The sequence below is a fragment of the Mesorhizobium sp. WSM4935 genome, from assembly GCF_029625735.1.
Classification (GTDB): domain Bacteria; phylum Pseudomonadota; class Alphaproteobacteria; order Rhizobiales; family Rhizobiaceae; genus Mesorhizobium.
The window spans coordinates 64,693-82,573 of sequence record NZ_JARTVR010000005.1; the positions used below are offsets into that span (position 1 = coordinate 64,693).

A 17,881-nucleotide genomic window follows, 5' to 3' on the forward strand; every position below is an offset into this window, starting at 1 on the left:
CAGTCCACGAGATTCGAGGCAAGTTCGTTTCAAAACCAATTCCTTTCGAATTTGCCTAAAATTTGAGGAAAATTCGCGGCGTCGATGCAAGCCGTCCTTTGCGTGACTGTGCCATGATCGTGCCCATAAAAGAGGTCATGCCAAGGGATGCATGATCCGTCACGGATGGATGCATCATCCATCCCGGATGAGAGGCAAGTAAGATGGGCTTTCTGATCAGGATGGCTTTCTGGTTTTCGCTGGTGCTCTTGGCGCTCCCGCTCGGCGTCGGCCCGGGCGAGGACGGCCAACAGAGCGTCGGGCCGATCCAGGCGCTGTTTGCGGCGCGCGAGGCGGTCGGCGACATTGCCGGGCTCTGCGAGCGCAAGCCCGATGTCTGTGAAACCGGCAAATCGGCCATGTACACCATTAGCGTTCGCGCCAAGGAAACGGCCAAGATTGCCGCGGCCATGATCGACGACAAGCAGTCCGGGCAGTCCGGGCAGGCAGGCACGCCCGAGACGAAGGTCGCGGACGGCTCCGTCACGACCACCGGCAGCGTCGCCGAGGACATCGTGCTGCCTGCCAAGGTCAACATTCCGGTGATGTTGACGGCGAAGAACTGAATTCTTTCCAGCCGTTCGCTCTTTCTCTTTGATTTTGGCACAATTCCGGACGGAAAGCCGCTACGCACTTTTCCTGGAATTGCTCTCCGCCGCGGGCCCGTCCGACCTCTCGACGCCCGCGGCGTTTTTCTTTTTCCGTGACGCGGCAATGCCGGGTCACTATATGCGGGCAATGACGACCCCGATCCAGACCATCCGCGACGACTTTTCCCTGCTCGACGAGTGGGAGGACCGCTATCGCTATGTGATCGAGCTTGGCGAAGGCCTGCCCCCTTTTCCCGAGGCGGAACGCACGGCCGCTAACAAGGTGCCTGGATGTGTGAGCCAGGTGTGGCTCACCACCGAGCAGGGCGCCGGCGCCGATCCGGTGATCCGCTTCCAGGGCGATTCCGACGCCCATATCGTGCGCGGCCTCGTAGCCATCATGCTGGCACTGTTTTCAGGCCGGCATGCGAGCGAAATCCAGAACACGGATGCTGAAGCGACGCTAAAGGAACTCGGCCTCGACGAGCATCTTTCGCCCCAGCGCGCCAACGGACTGCGCTCGATGGTCAAGCGCATCAAGCGTGACGCGGAAGCGGCGTTGAAGCAGACGGCCTGATCCGGCCCATATCGCTTCGCCGTAAAAGCAAAACGGCGCCGCGAGGGCGCCGTCCAACTGCTGAAGGACTGAAGCCTGTCAGCGGCCCTTGCGCTTGCGGCCAAGGCCCATCTTCTTGGCAAGCTGCGAGCGGGCGGCAGCATAATTGGGGGCGACCATCGGGTAATTGGCGTCCAGGCCCCATTTCTCACGGTACTCTTCCGGCGTGAGATTGTAGTGGGTCATCAAATGCCGCTTCAGCGACTTGAACTTCTTTCCGTCCTCGAGACAGACGATGTAGTCGTCATGGACGGAGCGCTTCGGGTTGACGGCCGGCTTCTGCTTCTCGGCCGACGGCTGCTCCGGCGACCCGCCGACGCGGCCCAACGCGGCATGGACGTCGGCAATAAGGTTCGGCAGTTCCCCGACCGGCACCGGGTTGTTGCTGACATAGGCGGCGACGACATCGGCGGTCAGCTCGATCAGCGCATCACCGTTTTTCGAAGGTGTTTCGACGATTTCCATAGTGCTAAGGCCCCAACGAGAGTTGTTTCTAAAACTGCGCCCTTTTTCTTGGATCGGGCATCGCGCGAATTTCGTCCAGGAAAGCCTGCGATTCGCGTCGCGTTATCTTAATGGCGCCGTATTGCAAGTAAGTCAATTCGCATATTGACTTATATTAGCCGATATTCATCAAATATTGCCGATTCAGCTTCAAAAATTCGTGCGGCGTGAAACTTCGCGAGATTTTTCTGGTCAGACCAGCATGCCATGACGTTGGGTCATCCATGTGTTAGACATCCGATCGTGCCTGGACAGGACGTTCAATGCTTGGTCAATGCTTGGGCACCTGTTGCGCCGGCATAACGAATCCTGCGGCGCAACGAAGCGCAATGACGCCGCCTTGGCGGCTGAGCCGACAAGGCGGCCCAATAGGATCCATCAGTAAGGCGCGATATATTTGCCGTAGACCCAGCCGGTGACGAAATGACCGTTCTGGGCCGGATCGTGCCAGACCTCACACCAGCGATAGCGGATCGCGTGGCGCTGCTTCCATTGCGGCTGCCGGGCGATATCGAGCAGGTTTACGCCACCGGTGCAGCGGCCGGTCATCTGCAGCACGGTGCCGTTCGGATAGGCGGCCTGTTTTTGCGATGCGTTGGCCGGATATTTCCGCGCATTGAGCGTGTCGCCGAACGGCACGCCCGCCACTTGCCAGGCGGCAAAGACGGTTGCATGAGACTGGCTGGAAAAAGCCAGACCCGATGCAGCGACGGCAACTGCCATGGCGATAGGAACACAGGATTTCATCTTTCCCCCTTCAACTAGCTTCTGAAGACCAACTTGGACCGCACCCCTTGAACCGCCGCTGAGCGGCGTGTTCATTCGGCATTCAAGCAAATCCCGCAGCGAGACGTAATGACCAGAGCTTCCGCCTTGACTTCCGCCTTCCCGGCCGCCAGCCCGCCGACCCCTGAGAAACATCCGGTTTCCGACACGCATCACGGCATCACCCGCAGCGACGACTATGCCTGGATGCGGGCCGAGAACTGGCAGGCCGTGTTCCGCGACCCTTCCCTGCTCGACGGCCGCATCCGCGCTCATCTCGAGGCTGAAAACGCCTATCAGGCGGCACTGATGGCCGATACGGCGGATCTGCGCGGCAAGCTCTTTGCCGAGATGAAGGGGCGCATCAAGGAAGACGATTCGACGGTGCCGATGAAAGACGGGCCCTATGCTTATGGCTCTTCCTTCCGGCAGGGCGGCGAGCAGCCCCGCTATTTCCGCACGCCGCGCGCCGGCGGCGCCGAGGAGATCCTGCTCGACGGCGACAAGGAAGCCGAGGGCAAGGCATATTTCCGGCTCGGCGGCACCGACCATTCGGGCGACCACAGGAAGCTGCTGTGGGCCTTCGACGACAAGGGCTCGGAATTCTTCACGCTGCGCGTGCGCGATCTCGCGAGCGACAACGACCTTGCCGACCAGATTCCGGATACCGGCGGCGGCGGGGTCTGGGACGCCGGCGACGACGGCTTCTTCTATACCCGTCTCGACGACAACCATCGCCCGTCGAAAGTGTTCTTCCACGCGCTCGGCGACAAGCCCGAGAACGACCGGCTGATCTATGAGGAAACCGACCCAGGCTTCTTCATGGATGTCAGCGGCACGCGTGCCAATGACTGGATCATGATCGGCATCAACGATCATGAGACGTCGGAATACCGCCTGCTGCCCGCCAATGATCCATCCGCCGAGCCGAAGCTGGTGGCGGTGCGCGAGACCGGCCTGCAATACGATCTGGAAGAAGGCGGCGACATCTTCTTCATCCTCACCAATGCCGACGGCGCCAAGGACTTCAAGATCATGACCGCGCCGTCCGACAATCCGGTGCGCGCCAACTGGCGGGAACTGGTGCCGCACGAGCCCGGCCGGCTGATCCTTTCGGTGCTCGGCTTCAAAAATCATATGGTCCGGCTCGAGCGCAAGGACGGCCTGCCGCGCATCGTGGTGCGCGAGCGCGCCAGCGGTGAGGAGCATTTCATCTCCTTCGACGAGGAAGCTTTCTCGCTCGGCCTCTCCGGCTCCTATGAATACGACACCGAAGTGATGCGCTTCACCTATTCGTCGATGACGACACCGGCGCAGGTGTTCGACTACAACATGCGCAGCCGCGAACGCGTGCTCCTGAAGACGCAGGAAGTGCCCTCCGGTCACGATCCGGAGCACTATGTCACGCGCAGGCTGATGGCGCCGGCAACCGATGGCGAGCTGGTGCCGATCTCGCTGCTATACCATCGCGACACGCCGCTCGACGGTTCCGCGCCCTGCCTGCTTTACGGCTATGGCTCCTACGGCATCGCGGTGCCTTCCGCCTTCAACACCAACTGCCTGTCGCTGGTCGACCGCGGCTTCGTCTATGCCATCGCGCATGTGCGCGGCGGCAAGGACAAGGGCTATGGCTGGTATGACGACGGCAAGCGGGCGAAGAAGATGAACACCTTCACCGATTTCATCGCCTGCGCCCGCCATCTCGTCGCCGAGCGCTACACGCAGCACGACCGTATCGTGGCGCAGGGCGGCTCCGCCGGCGGCATGCTGATGGGGGCGATCGCCAACATGGCGCCGGAAAGTTTCGGCGGCATCGTCGCCGAGGTGCCGTTCGTCGACGTGCTTAGCACCATGCTCGACGCCACCCTGCCGCTGACGCCGCCGGAGTGGCCTGAATGGGGCAACCCGATCGCCTCGATAGCCGACTACGAAACGATCGCAGCCTATTCGCCCTATGACAATGTGGCGGCGCTCGACTACCCGCCGATCCTGGCGCTGGCGGGCCTCACCGATCCGCGCGTCACGTATTGGGAGCCGGCAAAATGGGTGGCGAGACTCCGTGAACGCAAGGCCAGCAGCAATCCCGTCTTGTTCAAGATCAACATGGAGTCCGGGCATGCCGGCGCCTCCGGTCGGTTCTCCCGGCTGGAGGAGATCGCCTATATTTACGCCTATGCCTTGAAAGTGACAGGCAAAGCCTGATTTTCCGCTCGCAATCCGCAAGACCGCGCGTTACGCAATGCACGGTCGTCCCGGGCGCGGTCATTTGGATGCCGCGTTCGGGCCGGCCAGTCTCCGTTCAACAAGGTTCGTCATGCTTCTCGTCGACACCTATCTCGACAAATCGTCCATCCAGGGAATCGGCGTCTTCGCCAGGCATCGCATTCCGAAGGGAACGCTGATCTGGAAACTCGACCCGCGGTTCGACCGGCGCATTCCCGTCGACACCTATGAGAGCCAGACCGGACCGGTGAAATCCTATCTCGACCGCTATTCCTATCCGGACCGGCACGATCCGAGCTACATCGTGTTCGAAGCCGACGACGCGCGCTACATGAACCACGACGACGATCCGAACTGCGACGTCTCCTCACCCGAGGAGACTTACGCGCTGCGCGACATCGCGCCTGGCGAGGAACTGACCTGCAACTACAATCACTTCTTCGAAAACGGCTTCGACTTCCTGGGCGACCGCCACCCCTAGCGGCATGAGCATAGATCAGGTGCCTCAGACGGAGAGCAATTCCGGCTGACGTCCTATCGCCAATCTGCCACGCAGGTTTCGAATGCCTGCCAAGGCCTTGCCGGCGACGATACCTAAAGCGATACCGCCGGCAATCGCCAGCAGCTGGAAGATGGGAGCCGGCAGCACGCCTGCGACGGGAGCCATTAATATCTCCGGAACGAAACGGTGGAAAAGGTAGATCGGAAACGCCGCGACGGCGACCTGCGCAACCACCCGCCCTACCCCGGCCGGCAGGCGAACACGCGGCAGATAAAGAAGAACCAAAAGCGCCGCGAAGATCATTAGGTACTTGACCGTCGTCCCTAACCAGACCGACTCCCAGAAGGCCAAATAACCCAGCATGGCGGCTGCAAGCGCAGTCAGAGCCAGCTTTCTCGCCGGAGTGTCGGCAAGACCGGCGCACCAACCGAATACGGCCAGATGGAAGACCCAATAGATCGTGAAGATCTGGCGGTTGCCGAGATCGACGAACAAAGGCAGCGAAAAGCGCGCGGCAGCGGCAAACCCCAAAAGACCCAGCGAGAAAACGAAGGGACGGGCCCGGGCAAGCTTGCGGACTCCAGGAGTGGCAAAGATCAAAGCAAAGAGCAGGAGCGTCTGCGAATAGGCCTCGATGAACCAGTAAAGATACGGAATCATTTCGTGACGTTCCGGTTCGGCATAGCCGAAATTCCCAGTAAGCGTCATCGAGGCCCAGGGGACCGTCCGCCAAGCTACAGCGTAAGCGGCGACAATGAGAAAATACGGGATCAGGACATCGATCACGGGTCTCAGCGCGCGCCCAATTCGACCGGCAAGGAAATGGGCCGACTGGAAACGAGCAAGGCTGTAGCCGACCAGCAGCATCATGACGCCGGAGCCGCCGGGGATAGGCCATAACGTCTCGTGATGCACGACGACCAGAAGGATGGCGATGGTCCTTAGCACCAAATCGACAGGCAGCCCGCTTGCCTGCCCGCGCATGAGAGGCCGCTTCGCCGGACGAAGATCCGCTAGCTCCGCGACGCTTAGGCGTTCCCACCCGTCCGGTAGCTCCAAACCCAGTCGTTCGAGTTCAAGGGCCAGTTGCAGGAAACGAAGGGAATCTCCGCCGAGGGAGACAAAGCTGTCATTGCGGCCAACGGGGAGCGGATAGAACACGCGGGCATAGGCACCAGCCACGCCACCACTTTCGAAGCGGATTTCCGCCCGTCCTTGCAACATCTCGCGCTGGAGGCAGCTATAGTCGATCTTGCCCGAGGCAAGCCTGGGAAAGTCGCCGCGCGTGGCAACTCGAATCAGATTGGCTGGCAAGCGGCTGGCTTCGGCAAGAATACGCCGTGCCCTCCCCGCCGAGCCGGCGCCGATCACATAGGCCTGCAACCCTCGATCGTCGCCGACCACCGCCGCGGCAATGCCCGCCCGCTCCAGCGCCTGCTCCATAATGTCGAAGCCGATCCTGAGGCCGGCAATCTTGGCAAAGCGGCTCTTGCGCCCGACGATACGGAAGAAACCGTGCTCGTCCCGAACAGCAATATCGCCGGTGTTCAGGATCTCGACCTCAGCCCCGCGCGCCAGATCGGAACGCTGCGTGGCATAACCCATCATTACGTTGGGACCGCGATAGATGAGTTCTCCCGAAATGCCCGATCGCCTGATCGGCTCTCCTTCAGCATCAACGATGCCCAGACTGCCGCCGGGAATCGCCACGCCGATCCGCTCTTCCCTGTCGGAAAGGCTCTCAGGCGGCACGAAAGCGATGCGCGCCGTCGCCTCGGTCTGACCATACATGACGAAGAACCGGCCGCCACGGGCACGCATGTGATCCCTGTAGAGACGAATAAGGTCGGGACGGAGCTGTCCGCCGGCCACGGTCATCATGCGCAATGTGCTGAGTTCAGCGTCGCGAAAACGAGCCCTTTCCAAGAGTTCATAGGAATACGGGACGCCGGACAGATTCGTGCAGCCGTCGTCGGCGATCGTCCTGAGAAAATCGCTATCCATGACCGACGTGCCGGGGAAGAGGACGCTGGCGCCCGCAATCAGATGCGAGTTGAGGACCGACAGCCCGTAGGAATAGTGGAGCGGCAGCACGAGAGCGGCCCGATCGTTCGAAGAGAGTTCCAGATACGCTGCGATCGAGCGCGCATTGGCCTCGATATTGCCGTGGGAAAGCCTGACCGCTTTAGCGGTGCCCGAACTGCCGGATGTCATCAGCAGCAGCGCGAGATCAGGGTGCAGCGGCTCAGCGTCTCCTACGCGCCGGGCCTCCTTGACGAGACGCCAACGGCCATCGAGTGGCCGGTAGGTGAAATCCGGCTGGAAGGCCGCCAGGAAATCTTCCCAGAGCCGGCTGTCGCAAGGCGGCAGCATGGCCACCGCATGGCCCGCCCGCAGGGCTGCAAGATACGCGACGACCGCCTGCTCGGAAGCGTCCGCCGAGATGGCTACCAGCTGCTTTTCTCCTTGCCCCAGCCTCGCGGCGAACTGCTGCACAAGCCCATCGAGCTCCGTGCAGGAAAGCGTCCGACTGCCGGCGAAGAGGAGCGCCGCACGCTCTCCGTGATGGGCGGCTCCGGACAAAAGATCGATCGAGGGCATGGCAAGCTTCGTTAGCCAGAAAACTGGCCGAAGCGCCTATGATACATGAGTTTTAAAGTCAACTAATATGGCTTGAGACGCCACAAGCTCATCGCATCGGTGGTGTCACGCAAAGAAGACATGATGGTTCAGCTCGCCGGCTTGCGCGCCGGATAGCCATTCGGATGCGGCGGGAGGGCTTTGAGGTAGGCCGCGATCGCCGCACGGTCGTCGGCGGTCAGTTGCGCGATGTTGCGCTGCACGTCGACCATGGCGCCGCCCACGGAATCGAAATCCGGCGTGAAGCCGGTTTCGAGGTAATTGGCGATGTCGGCCTCCGACCAGTCCTTGGTGCCGCCCTGCGGGGTAATGTTGGGCACGACGCCGGAGCCTTCGGCCGCCACGGCGCCCGCCAGCCACTCGCCCTTTTTGACGCCGCCGGCGAAATCGCGCGGCGTGTGGCATTCGCCGCAATGGCCGGGTCCCTCGACAAGGTAGCGGCCGGCGAGGACCTTGTCCGGCGTGCCGTCGGGCAGTGCAATCACCGGCTCTGAGCTGAGATAAAGCCGCTTCCAGAGGCCGATGCCTCGGCGGATGGTGAAGGGGAAGGACAGCTTGTGGTCCGGCGCCTTGCCGGTAACCGCCGGCAGCGTCTTCATGAAAGCGTAGAGGTCGGCGATGTCGGCCGGCTTCATGCGCGCATAGGAGGCATAGGGAAAGGCCGGGTAGAAATGCTCGCCTGAAGGCGAAACGCCCTTGAGCATGGCGTTGGCGAAGTCCTCCTCGCTCCAGCCGCCGATGCCGTCCGTCCGGTCCTGCGAGATGTTGGGCGGAACGAACGTGCCGAACGGCGTCTTGAGTTCCAAACCGCCGACCAATTGCAGCCGGGCGTCGCCCTGCGCGCCCGGTTTCGCATGGCAGGAGGTGCAGCCCCCCGCATAGAAGATGCGCTTGCCTTTGGCGGCGTCACCGGGGCCGAGTTGCGCGACGGTGCCGGCGTCCAGCCTGGCGGGCGCCGACAGGACCCAGCCGGCAGCGGCCACGGCGCCGCCAAGCACGACGGCGGCGCCGACAAGCTTCCTCAGCCAGGCCATCGCCGGGCGATCAGCTCTTCTTGATCCGGTAGGTCTGGTGGCAGGTGCCGCAATCGCCGCCGATCGTGTTGAGCTGCGCCTTCAGCGCGTCGACGTCAGCCGGAGGCGAAGCCACCGCGGCCTTGACATCGGCCAGCAGCTTGTCTTCTGCCGCATTGAAGCCGGCCTTGTCTTCCCAGATCTTCGGCGCCGCCGTGGTGTCGCCCTTGTCGCTGCCGGCTGGGAACAGTTTCTCGGCATCCCATTTCTCAGCATTGGCCTGCAGGGCCTTCAGCGTCGTCAGCACAGCGGCGGCGTCGAAATCCTCCTCCCCCTTGACGACTTTAGACAATTGACCGGCAAGCTTGCCGCGCTCCTTCATCAAGGCCTGGCGATCCTTTATCGGATCGGCAAAGGCGACCGAACCGGCAAAAGCGAGCATAGAGATGGCGAGAACAAGCTTTCTCATTCAATTGGCTCCATGGTGAGGAAAGAGGGTACGCGACTGAACGTTAACGGACGTCACAACGGGATTATTCCCCTTTGCCGGACGATTTTGCCGGCTGGCATGCCGTTTCCACTGCCCGAAAAAGAAAAGCCCCGGCATGCCGGGGCTTTCGCTAGAAAATCGTTAGCCTTTAGCCTTTTCATACAGCTCCAGGACGTAGTCCCAGTTGATCAGGCTGTCGACGAAGGCCTCGAGATATTTCGGCCGCGCGTTGCGGTAGTCGATGTAATAGGAGTGCTCCCACACGTCGACGCCGAGGATCGGCGAGCCGCCATGGACCAGCGGGTTCTCGCCATTCGGGGTCTTGGAAATCTCCAGCTTGCCGTTCTTAACCGAGATCCAGGCCCAGCCGGAGCCGAACTGGGTGGTGCCGGCGGCGGTGAAATCCGCCTTGAACTTCTCATAGCCGCCAAGGTCGCTGTCGAAGGCCTTCTGCAGCGCGCCCGGCAGCTTGTTGCCGCCGCCGCCCTTCTTCATCCACTTCCAGAAGTGGATGTGGTTGTAGTGCTGGGCGGCGTTGTTGAAGAGCCCGGCATTCTTGCCGAAGGACTGCTTCACGACCTCTTCGACCGACAGGTCGCCCATTCCGGCCTCGGCGGCCAGCTTGTTGCCATTGTCGACATAGGCCTTGTGGTGCTTGTCGTGATGATACTCCAGCGTCTCCTTCGACATGTAAGGCTGCAAGGCCTCATAGTCGTAAGGCAAAGCGGGCAACTCAAAAGCCATGGATGGTACTCCCTCGAGGAAAAAGTCCGGTGATATTACCGAGCTAAGATAGGTCTGGAATGGGTCGCGGCAACTCCGGAATGGGGCGCCGAGCGACTTTTTAGAGCAATTCCGGGAAAAGTGTGAAACGGTTTCCGCCCGGAATTGCGCAAAAAAAGGAGATGGAGCGGTTCGCCGTTCGGCGAAACGGAGAAACGCTCCGGCGGGTCAGGCGGCGGGCGCCGAATGCGCCCATTCCCAATAGAGCTCGCGCGCTTTCTTGGCCACGGGTCCGGGCTGCAGGTCGCGGTTCTCGATGCGGGTGATCGGCACGACCTTGGAGTGGTTGCCGGTCGAGAAGATCTCGTCGGCTTCGAGGAAATCGCGAACCGACAGCGTCTTCTCGGTGGTCCTGAAGCCGTAGTCGCCGAGTAGGTTGATGGTGCGCGAGCGGGTGATGCCCGACAGGAACGTGCCGTTCGGCGCCGGCGTCATCACATGGCCGTCCTTGACCAGGAAGATGTTGGAGGTTCCGGTCTCGGCGACGTTGCCCAGCATGTCGAGCACGAGCGCGTTGTCGAAGCCGCGATTCTTGGCTTCCAGGATGGCGCGGCCATTGTTTGGGTAGAGGCAGCCGGCCTTGGCGTTGGTCGGCATGGTCTCGATGGTCGGGCGCCGAAACGGCGAGACGCCGACCGAAAAGCCGGACGGCGGGATCATCGGCGCTTCGTAGAGGCACAGGCAGAAGCGGGTCGAGTCCGGGTCGGCCGGCACGCCCATATAGCCGCCATGCTCGGCCCAATACATCGGCCTGATATAGACCGCCGTCTTGCCGTCGAATTTCTTCAAGCCGTCCCAGGTCAGGCCGACGATCTCTTCCGTCGCCATCGAAGGCTTCAAGCCAAGCGCGGTCGCGGAAGCGTTGACACGAGCGGAGTGAAGCTCGAGGTCGGGCGCGACGCCTTCGAACCAGCGGCCGCCGTCGAAGACGCTGGTGCCGAGCCACATGGCATGGCTGCGCGGCCCCAGTATCGCGACATTGCCCTCGTGCCAGTCGCCGTCCACATAGGTCCATGTCGCGGTTTTCGCCGCTGCCGCCAGTGTCATGTTTGCCGTCCAAATGAGCGATTTCGGGTCGGCATAGGACGATGCTTTGAGGGTCGGCGTCAACCGACATGGCCGAAAATCGTTGAGGCCAGCGGCACTTACAGAGCGTTGCCTGATCTATATCGGGCAACGCTCTGGAAGTCCTTTTTTGGTGCATGTCGGTTTCCAAAATCGCGACACGCTTTGGGCGACATGCGTTTTGTTTGATGCATGTCGGTTTTCCAAAACCGCGGCACGCTTTGGGCGACATGCATTTGAGCGCAATCGGCGCTTGCATGGGGCGCGTCCTCGTTTCAAAACTCTTGTCATGCATCATGCGGCCTATGTCTTCGACGCCTATGGCACGTTGTTCGACGTGCACGCGGCCGTGCGCCGCCATGCCGGCGAGATCGGCCCGGACGGCCAGCTGCTGTCGGAAATCTGGCGCGCCAAGCAGCTCGAATATTCCTGGGTCAGGACGCTGATGGGCTCATATGCCGACTTCTGGCAATTGACCGAGCAGGCGCTGGATTTCGCCTTGCGCAAGGTGCCCTCGGCCGATCCGGCGTTGCGGACGAAACTGCTCGAAGCTTATTGGCGGCTCGATTGCTACCCGGAAGTGCCCGCCGTGCTGAAGGCGCTCAAGGCGTCGGGCGCGAAGCTCGCGATCCTCTCCAACGGCTCGCCGGAAATGCTCCGCGCGGCTGTCAAATCCGCGGCGCTCGACCAGATCCTCGATGACGTGTTTTCGGTCGACCAGGTCAAACGCTTCAAGACCGACCCGTCGGTCTACGACATGGTGATCACCAACTGGCGGCTCTATCCGGGCGCGGTGTCTTTCCAGTCGTCGAACCGCTGGGACGTCGCCGGCGCGACGAAATTCGGTTTCCGCACGGTCTGGATCAACCGGACCAATCAGCCGGACGAATATCGCGACTTGCCGCCGGGGCTCATTCTACCCTCGCTCGATGGCCTTCTGGCGGGTGTCTGATGTCTCTGTTGCTGCAGCGCAACAGCGGCGGCACGGTCACAGCTTCGCCTTTTTCTGTCCACCCTCAAGCCAGAATTGGAACCGCCTATCGCCGCCGACTGTTATGAATGCCGCCTGCGACGTGCCCGCACATTCATGCTTTCTTGCGATTTAAGACCTAGAAAAGGCAATCATGTCAGACGCTTCCTTCCGCATCAGCCGCCGCGGCTTCCTCAATTTCACAGCCCTTGGCGCTGCTTCGGCGGCCGTTTCCGCCTGCACCACCACCGGGCCGGCCCCTGCTCCCATCCAGCCGCCACCGCCCACCTATGTCGAGCCGCCGCTCGGCGACTACGAGACGATGTATGGCCCGATGTCGGACAATGGCTTCGACCTGCCGGCCATTCCGGTCAACAAGATCGATCACAGATTCTTGCGCCAGATCGTTCCCGATCCGACCGGACAGCGCCCGGGCACCATCGTCGTCGATACCACCGGCCACTTCCTCTATCTGGTCCGCGAGGGCGGCCAGGCGATCCGCTACGGCGTCGGCCTCGGCCGCGCCGGCTTCGAATGGTCGGGTGACGCGGTCGTGCAGTGGAAGCAGAAATGGCCGAAATGGACGCCGCCGGACGAGATGGTCGCGCGCCAGCCGGAGCTGACGCAGTACAGCGCCAAGAATGGCGGCATGCCTGGTGGCCTGAAGAACCCGCTCGGGGCGCGTGCGCTCTATCTCTTCCAGGGCAACCAGGACACGCTCTACCGCCTGCACGGCTCGCCGGAATGGTGGTCGATCGGCAAGTCGGTATCGTCGGGCTGCGTGCGCCTGATCAACCAGGACATCATCGACCTCTACGACCGCGTGCCGACCAAGACCCCGGTCATCGTGACGGCCAATATCGGCGCGCCTGAAGAGGACATGCCGGAGCGCAAGGCGATCCCGATCGACAATGGCGTGCCGACGGGTTCGATCCTGCTCGGTCCGGTGAAGCAGCTCACCAACGAGATCTTCTAAAGCGTCGATAAGTCAGCGGTGTTCGGCCAAGATAGTGGCCAGCACCGCGACGCCGCGGCGCAATGCTTCCGCCTCGAGCCCGGCGTAACCCAGGATAAACCCGGCCGTTTCCGGCCTGGGGCCGCTCGGATCATAAAGCGGCGACACAGGATAGAGTCCGATCCCGGCGTCTCGCGCGGCCGCGATGATCGCCGGTTCGCGCTCGGCATCGATGCCGTTCATCCAGGCGATGACATGCAGGCCCGTCTCCGCCCCGGCGATGGTGACCCTTGACCCCAGTCGATCGATCAACGCCGTGAGCAGGATATCCCGCCGCTCGGCGTTTTTTCTCCGGATGCTGCGCACATGGCGCTCGTAAGCGCCACTCGCCAGCAACTCGGCCAGCACATCCTGCTCCAGCATCGGAGCATGCCGATCGGTCAGGCGCTTCGCCTCGCTGAACGCCTGGCGCAGGCTGACGGGGACGACGAGGTAGCCGAGCCTCAAGGTGGGCGAGAGCGTCTTGGACAGCGTGCCGACATAGACGACCGTGTCCGCGTCGAGCGCCTGCAGCGGCGGAATGGGGCTGATGTCGTGACGGTATTCACCGTCATAGTCGTCCTCCACGACATAGGCCCCCGCGCCGGCGGCCCAGGCCAGCAGCGAACGCCGCCGTGCCGCCGAAAGCACGCCGCCGAGCGGAAACTGATGCGACGGCGTCACATAAGCGAGACGGGCCGGCGGCAGCGTGTCCATCCTTAGCCCATCCGCGTCGACAGGAACGGGCATGGCTATGCCTCCCGCCGCCACGAAGGCGTGGCGAGCCAGCGTATATCCGGGGTTCTCGATCACGAATGGATCGCCGGGATCGAGCAGCAGCCGCGCGCAGAGGTCGAGCCCCTGCTGCGAGCCGTTGACGATGACGATCTGGTCCGGTGCGCAAGTGATGCCGCGAGCGCGCCAGAGATAGGCCTGGAGCGCGTTGCGCAGGACGGAAGATCCCTGGGGATCGCCGTAGCGCAGCCGCGCGGGGCGCCGCAGGATCGCCTTGTTCGACGCCCGCCGCCAGGCCAGCACCGGGAAGTCCGCGCCGGACAGGTCGCCATAGCGGAAATCCGCAATGTTGGCCGGCTCCGCCAATACCGGCGGAGGCAGAGCCAGCAACCGCCCCGCGAATGCCGACAGGTGCCGTGGCGAGGCGGTTGCGAGGGGCGCCTCTCCCGACGCCCTCTCCAGTCCCGCGGCCACGATCGCACGCGCCCCCTGCCGGATGATCAGATAGCCTTCGGCGTCGAGCTGATTGTAGGCAGCCGTCACCGTGGTTCGCGAAGCGCCCCATTCGGCGGCAAAAGCCCGCGTCGACGGCAGGCGATCGCCCGGCCGATAGGCGCCGCTGTGGATCTGCTCCTTGATCGCCGCGATGATCCGGCGCGCGACGCCGTCCTGCTCGAACTGGACCACACAAAACCTTCAAAACTGGATGTTCCAAGCAAGCCAGATATCCGGCATCCTTTCTTGGAACGCAAGGAGTTTGTCATGTACATGCCGCCCGCCTTTCGCGACGACGATCATGAAAGCCTCAAGGCCACGATCCGCGCGGCGCGGCTGGCAGTCCTGGTTACCGCCACGGCCGAGGGCCCGCTGGCGACGCCGTTGCCGCTTCTGCTGGATGAGAACGAGGGCGAGCATGGCGTGATCTACGGCCATGTCGCGAAGGCAAACCCGCAATGGCGCGTGCCGGCGGTGGGCGACGCCCTTGCGATGTTCATGGGACCGGACGCCTATGTGACACCGGCCTGGTATCAGACCAAGCAGGAGACCGGGAAGGTCGTGCCGACCTGGAACTATATCGCCGTCCATGCCCATGGGCCGATCGAATTCTTCGAGGACGCCGACAGGCTGCTCGAGGTGGTGACCCGCCTGACCAACCTGCATGAAGGCGAACGCTCAGCGCCGTGGGCCGTGTCGGACGCGCCGGCGGATTTCATCCAGTCGCAATTGAAGGGCATCGTCGGTTTGCGCATGCCCATCATGAAGCTCGAGGGCAAGCGCAAGATGAGCCAGAACCGAAACGCGGCCGACCGCGCCGGCGTGGCGTCCGGCCTGTCATCGAGCGACCGTCCGTCGGACCGCGAGGTCGCACCGCTCATCCCAGTGTGAAGACTGGCCGGTTTGACACCTAATCCCTAACGCGCCCCTCATGCCGGACCTGACCCAGTTCGCCCTGTATTTCGCCGCGGCCTTCCTGCTCGCCATCACGCCGGGGCCGGGCATCTTCTATGTCGCCGCGCGCACGCTGGCCGGCGGCCGCGCGGAAGGCATCGCCTCGAGTTTCGGGACGGGCCTGGGCGGCATGGTCCACGTGCTGGCCGGCAGTCTGGGCGTTTCGGCCATCGTGCTCGCCAGCGCGGAGCTGTTCACCGCGTTGAAGCTGATCGGCGCCGTCTACCTCGTCTGGCTGGGCTTCCGCACCTTCCAGTCCGCGCGCCGCGAGGCAAAGACGATGCTGGACGGCGGGACACCGACGCCTGCCGTCGGCGCCGGCCGGGCGTTTCGCGAAGGCGTGCTGGTCGAGGCCTTGAACCCGAAGACGGCGGCCTTCTTCCTGGCCTTCATTCCGCAATTCGTGAATCTGGGCGCCGGCCACGTCGCCCTGCAGTTCATGGCCCTCGGCTTCATATCCGTGACGCTCAACACCCTTGCCGATGTCGTGGTCGCCTTTGCGGCAAGCCGCATCCGGCAAGGCGCCGCTGGGCGCGCCGGTGTGATCCGCCGGCTGCGGGAGGCATCCGGCGGCGCCATGATCGCGCTCGGCATTGGTCTCGCCATAGCGAAGCGCCCTGCTCTCTGATTGCTGCGCCACGCTCGGCTCGCCGACATCCGGGCGCGACGAATATCCAGCGGCTGCTCCCGTCAGGTGCAAACCCACTCGCGAATCTTGCACTCCTTCCCCTCGCCTCCGCACTGGGCTGTCGCCTTGTCCTCGGCTTCACGGCGGGTCGTGGCCGACGCTGCGCCCCAGAACGGCGTCGCCGCGCCACGGCTCTTGCCGACCGAAAGGGCCGCGCAGTGCTCATAGGGAAAGCCGGTGCCGTCATCATCGTCCCAATGGCGATGGTTGCGGAACACTTCGACCACCCGGCAGCCCTTGCCGTCCGCATTCTCACAGTGCTTGAGCGCGATGTCTTCCGCTTCCTGGCGCTTGTCGGCGCCCCAGAAGAAGCCGTGACGGCCGTCCTCGGGCGAATAGGCGATCGCGCCCCAGATGCCCTTTTCCTCGCCCGTCTCAGCCGGCGGCGGAGACACCAGGTCGGCCGCATGGCTGGCGATCGTAAGCCCGGCCAGCGCCGCCAGCAGCGGGAATGAGAGGCGACGGTCGATCAGCATGTTCGTAGCTCCCGATGCAGCTGTTCAAGATCGGTGATTGTGCCCGGCCGTTATCCGCCCATGCGTGCGACCGAGACGACGATGCAGGTGTTTCCGGTTGGGACCAGCAGCGCCTGGCCGCCATTGTTGGCCAGGTTGAAAAGCATCGTGTTCGAAAGGTTGTCCGCCAAAAGGCTGCCCTTCGGCAGCGTGCCGGCGACCTCCTGACAAGAGCGCTGGAATGGCGCCACGCGCACGAAGCCGCCCTCGCAGGTCTGCCCGAGAGGCGAGGCATAGACGATACCGGCCGCCTCGGTTTTATAGTCGGGCAGATTGTAGCTCATCCCGGCGAGCGCCTGCACGGCGTGCGTGTCGGGCGAGGTCTTGTCCCATTGCGTCTGGACGGCATAGGTCGATCCCGCGGTCAGGGCCTGTCCGAGCGTGGCAAAGAGATTGGCGCAGGTGCGCACGCCCGCCTGAGCGACATGCGCCTGAAACGGATTCTTGTTCGCCGAGCTGTCTGCCGGCGCCGGCGCGGCTTGCGTCGACTCTGCCTGCACGGGCGCCTGTGCTTGCGCGGAAGCGGTGCCGGCTACGAATGTCCCAAGCGCGGGGAAGAAACGGAACGACACGATGACCGCCGCCGCGACCAGGATGGCGAACGCGCCGAGCAGCGCCGTGTTCCGCAACAGCCGCCAGGCCGACGAACGCGCCGGCGGCGAGCCGGCCGGCGGCTCCGGCAGCGCAACGGACTCGGAGCGCGTCAGAATTCTGTCCTCTATGGATTGGCGTGTCATCTCAAGCTCTTTCTAGTTGATGGCCGACAGCGCGGCCTTGAGCCCCTTGAAGGGGGCATCGAGGCTGACGGTCGCTCCTGACGGCAGGGAATAGGAAACCTGGACGTTGGTCTCTTTGCCGATCTGCTCGCGAAGCACGGGGCCAACCGGCAAATAGCCGACACAAACCGACGCGTCGCAGGCCTGCAGCTGAACATCTACCGGCTGCTTGCGGCCGGCAAATTTGAGCGAAAGCTTGCTTCCCGTGCCGGCCTGGCTGGGGGCCCGCAATATCATGAAAGGCTTGCCCTTCTCGTCGGCTGCCAGCGACCAGCTGAAGACCGGTGCCTGGCTCTGGTCGATGAAGGACTGGCTGATGTTGCAAACCCTCTTCCTGGCCTGCAGGTTCTCATCGCAGATCAGGATCCAGTTCTCGAAAGGACGCGTGGTTCGCTGATACTGCCCGAGCTTGACGTCCGGAGGCACCGCGACATCCGAAGGCTTTATCCGATAGGCGGACGGCGCCGCCTCCTGTCCGACCGCGCGCGGGCCGGAGAGGAGCAGACAAGCCATGGAGAATGCGA

At 63.0% G+C, this 17,881-nt stretch carries 19 protein-coding genes; 8 read left to right on the forward strand and 11 right to left on the reverse strand.

Annotated features, from left to right (window positions below; translation table 11 throughout):
* The first annotated feature begins 203 nt into the window (after nucleotides 1-203).
* Both P9273_RS14985 and P9273_RS14990 read left to right on the forward strand, forming a co-directional pair.
* Nucleotides 204-605: a DUF5330 domain-containing protein gene (locus P9273_RS14985; RefSeq protein ID WP_278049593.1), complete on the forward strand. Its 402-nt coding sequence runs from the start codon at nucleotides 204-206 to the stop codon at nucleotides 603-605.
* Nucleotides 606-777: 172 nt separating this feature from the next.
* Nucleotides 778-1,206 (forward strand): SufE family protein, encoded by a 429-nt coding sequence (locus tag P9273_RS14990; protein ID WP_041002215.1) that lies wholly within the window; start codon nucleotides 778-780, stop codon nucleotides 1,204-1,206.
* 78 nt (nucleotides 1,207-1,284) lie between these two features.
* Here P9273_RS14990 and P9273_RS14995 read toward each other — a convergent pair whose 3' ends face one another.
* Nucleotides 1,285-1,710, reverse strand: coding sequence for a MucR family transcriptional regulator (locus tag P9273_RS14995; RefSeq protein WP_027164827.1), 426 nt, complete (start codon nucleotides 1,708-1,710; stop codon nucleotides 1,285-1,287).
* A 417-nt stretch (nucleotides 1,711-2,127) separates the two neighbouring features.
* Nucleotides 2,128-2,472, reverse strand: a complete 345-nt coding sequence (locus tag P9273_RS15000; RefSeq protein WP_442920227.1) for an SH3 domain-containing protein — start codon at nucleotides 2,470-2,472, stop codon at nucleotides 2,128-2,130.
* Nucleotides 2,473-2,604: 132 nt separating this feature from the next.
* Here P9273_RS15000 and P9273_RS15005 point away from each other — a divergent pair, with 132 nt between their 5' ends.
* Nucleotides 2,605-4,716: a S9 family peptidase gene (locus P9273_RS15005; RefSeq protein WP_278049598.1), complete on the forward strand. Its 2,112-nt coding sequence runs from the start codon at nucleotides 2,605-2,607 to the stop codon at nucleotides 4,714-4,716.
* Nucleotides 4,717-4,828: 112 nt separating this feature from the next.
* Nucleotides 4,829-5,218, forward strand: a complete 390-nt coding sequence (locus P9273_RS15010; protein ID WP_041002221.1) for an SET domain-containing protein — start codon at nucleotides 4,829-4,831, stop codon at nucleotides 5,216-5,218.
* A 24-nt stretch (nucleotides 5,219-5,242) separates the two neighbouring features.
* On the opposite strand, the gene P9273_RS15015 is transcribed toward P9273_RS15010, so the two are convergent.
* The 5 genes from P9273_RS15015 to P9273_RS15035 form a co-directional block, all read right to left on the reverse strand.
* Complete coding sequence (locus P9273_RS15015) at nucleotides 5,243-7,840, reverse strand: AMP-binding protein (protein WP_278049600.1); 2,598 nt, start codon at nucleotides 7,838-7,840, stop codon at nucleotides 5,243-5,245.
* Between the two features lie 128 nt (nucleotides 7,841-7,968).
* A complete protein-coding gene (locus P9273_RS15020) occupies nucleotides 7,969-8,913 on the reverse strand; it encodes a c-type cytochrome (protein ID WP_278049601.1) in 945 nt (314 codons plus the stop codon).
* A gap of 10 nt (nucleotides 8,914-8,923) precedes the next feature.
* Nucleotides 8,924-9,361: a c-type cytochrome gene (locus P9273_RS15025; protein ID WP_041002227.1), complete on the reverse strand. Its 438-nt coding sequence runs from the start codon at nucleotides 9,359-9,361 to the stop codon at nucleotides 8,924-8,926.
* A 162-nt stretch (nucleotides 9,362-9,523) separates the two neighbouring features.
* Nucleotides 9,524-10,126: a superoxide dismutase gene (locus P9273_RS15030; protein ID WP_278049602.1), complete on the reverse strand. Its 603-nt coding sequence runs from the start codon at nucleotides 10,124-10,126 to the stop codon at nucleotides 9,524-9,526.
* Between the two features lie 207 nt (nucleotides 10,127-10,333).
* Nucleotides 10,334-11,212, reverse strand: a complete 879-nt coding sequence (locus P9273_RS15035; RefSeq protein ID WP_278049603.1) for a branched-chain amino acid aminotransferase — start codon at nucleotides 11,210-11,212, stop codon at nucleotides 10,334-10,336.
* Between the two features lie 307 nt (nucleotides 11,213-11,519).
* Between P9273_RS15035 and P9273_RS15040 the strand changes: the two genes are divergently transcribed.
* The gene (locus P9273_RS15040) at nucleotides 11,520-12,182 is read left to right on the forward strand and encodes a haloacid dehalogenase type II (protein WP_278049604.1); all 663 of its coding nucleotides are present in this window, start codon (nucleotides 11,520-11,522) and stop codon (nucleotides 12,180-12,182) included.
* 172 nt (nucleotides 12,183-12,354) lie between these two features.
* Nucleotides 12,355-13,176: a L,D-transpeptidase gene (locus P9273_RS15045; protein ID WP_278049605.1), complete on the forward strand. Its 822-nt coding sequence runs from the start codon at nucleotides 12,355-12,357 to the stop codon at nucleotides 13,174-13,176.
* Between the two features lie 12 nt (nucleotides 13,177-13,188).
* Here P9273_RS15045 and pdxR read toward each other — a convergent pair whose 3' ends face one another.
* Entirely contained in the window at nucleotides 13,189-14,616 is a 1,428-nt protein-coding gene (gene pdxR / locus P9273_RS15050; RefSeq protein ID WP_278049606.1) for a MocR-like pyridoxine biosynthesis transcription factor PdxR, read from the reverse strand.
* Nucleotides 14,617-14,691: 75 nt separating this feature from the next.
* Between pdxR and P9273_RS15055 the strand changes: the two genes are divergently transcribed.
* Nucleotides 14,692-15,315 carry an FMN-binding negative transcriptional regulator gene (locus tag P9273_RS15055; RefSeq protein WP_278049607.1) on the forward strand — a complete coding sequence of 208 codons (624 nt, stop codon included), beginning with the start codon at nucleotides 14,692-14,694 and terminating at the stop codon, nucleotides 15,313-15,315.
* Nucleotides 15,316-15,355: 40 nt separating this feature from the next.
* Complete coding sequence (locus P9273_RS15060) at nucleotides 15,356-16,006, forward strand: LysE family translocator (RefSeq protein WP_278049608.1); 651 nt, start codon at nucleotides 15,356-15,358, stop codon at nucleotides 16,004-16,006.
* Nucleotides 16,007-16,068: 62 nt separating this feature from the next.
* Here the strand turns inward: P9273_RS15060 and P9273_RS15065 are convergent, their stop codons facing one another.
* The 3 genes from P9273_RS15065 to P9273_RS15075 are packed head-to-tail and all read right to left on the reverse strand — an operon-like array spanning nucleotide 16,069 to nucleotide 17,870.
* Nucleotides 16,069-16,542: a DUF4189 domain-containing protein gene (locus P9273_RS15065; RefSeq protein ID WP_278049609.1), complete on the reverse strand. Its 474-nt coding sequence runs from the start codon at nucleotides 16,540-16,542 to the stop codon at nucleotides 16,069-16,071.
* Nucleotides 16,543-16,592: 50 nt separating this feature from the next.
* Nucleotides 16,593-17,318: a hypothetical protein gene (locus P9273_RS15070; protein WP_278049610.1), complete on the reverse strand. Its 726-nt coding sequence runs from the start codon at nucleotides 17,316-17,318 to the stop codon at nucleotides 16,593-16,595.
* A gap of 12 nt (nucleotides 17,319-17,330) precedes the next feature.
* Nucleotides 17,331-17,870 (reverse strand): invasion associated locus B family protein, encoded by a 540-nt coding sequence (locus tag P9273_RS15075; RefSeq protein WP_278049611.1) that lies wholly within the window; start codon nucleotides 17,868-17,870, stop codon nucleotides 17,331-17,333.
* Nucleotides 17,871-17,881 lie beyond the last annotated feature (11 nt).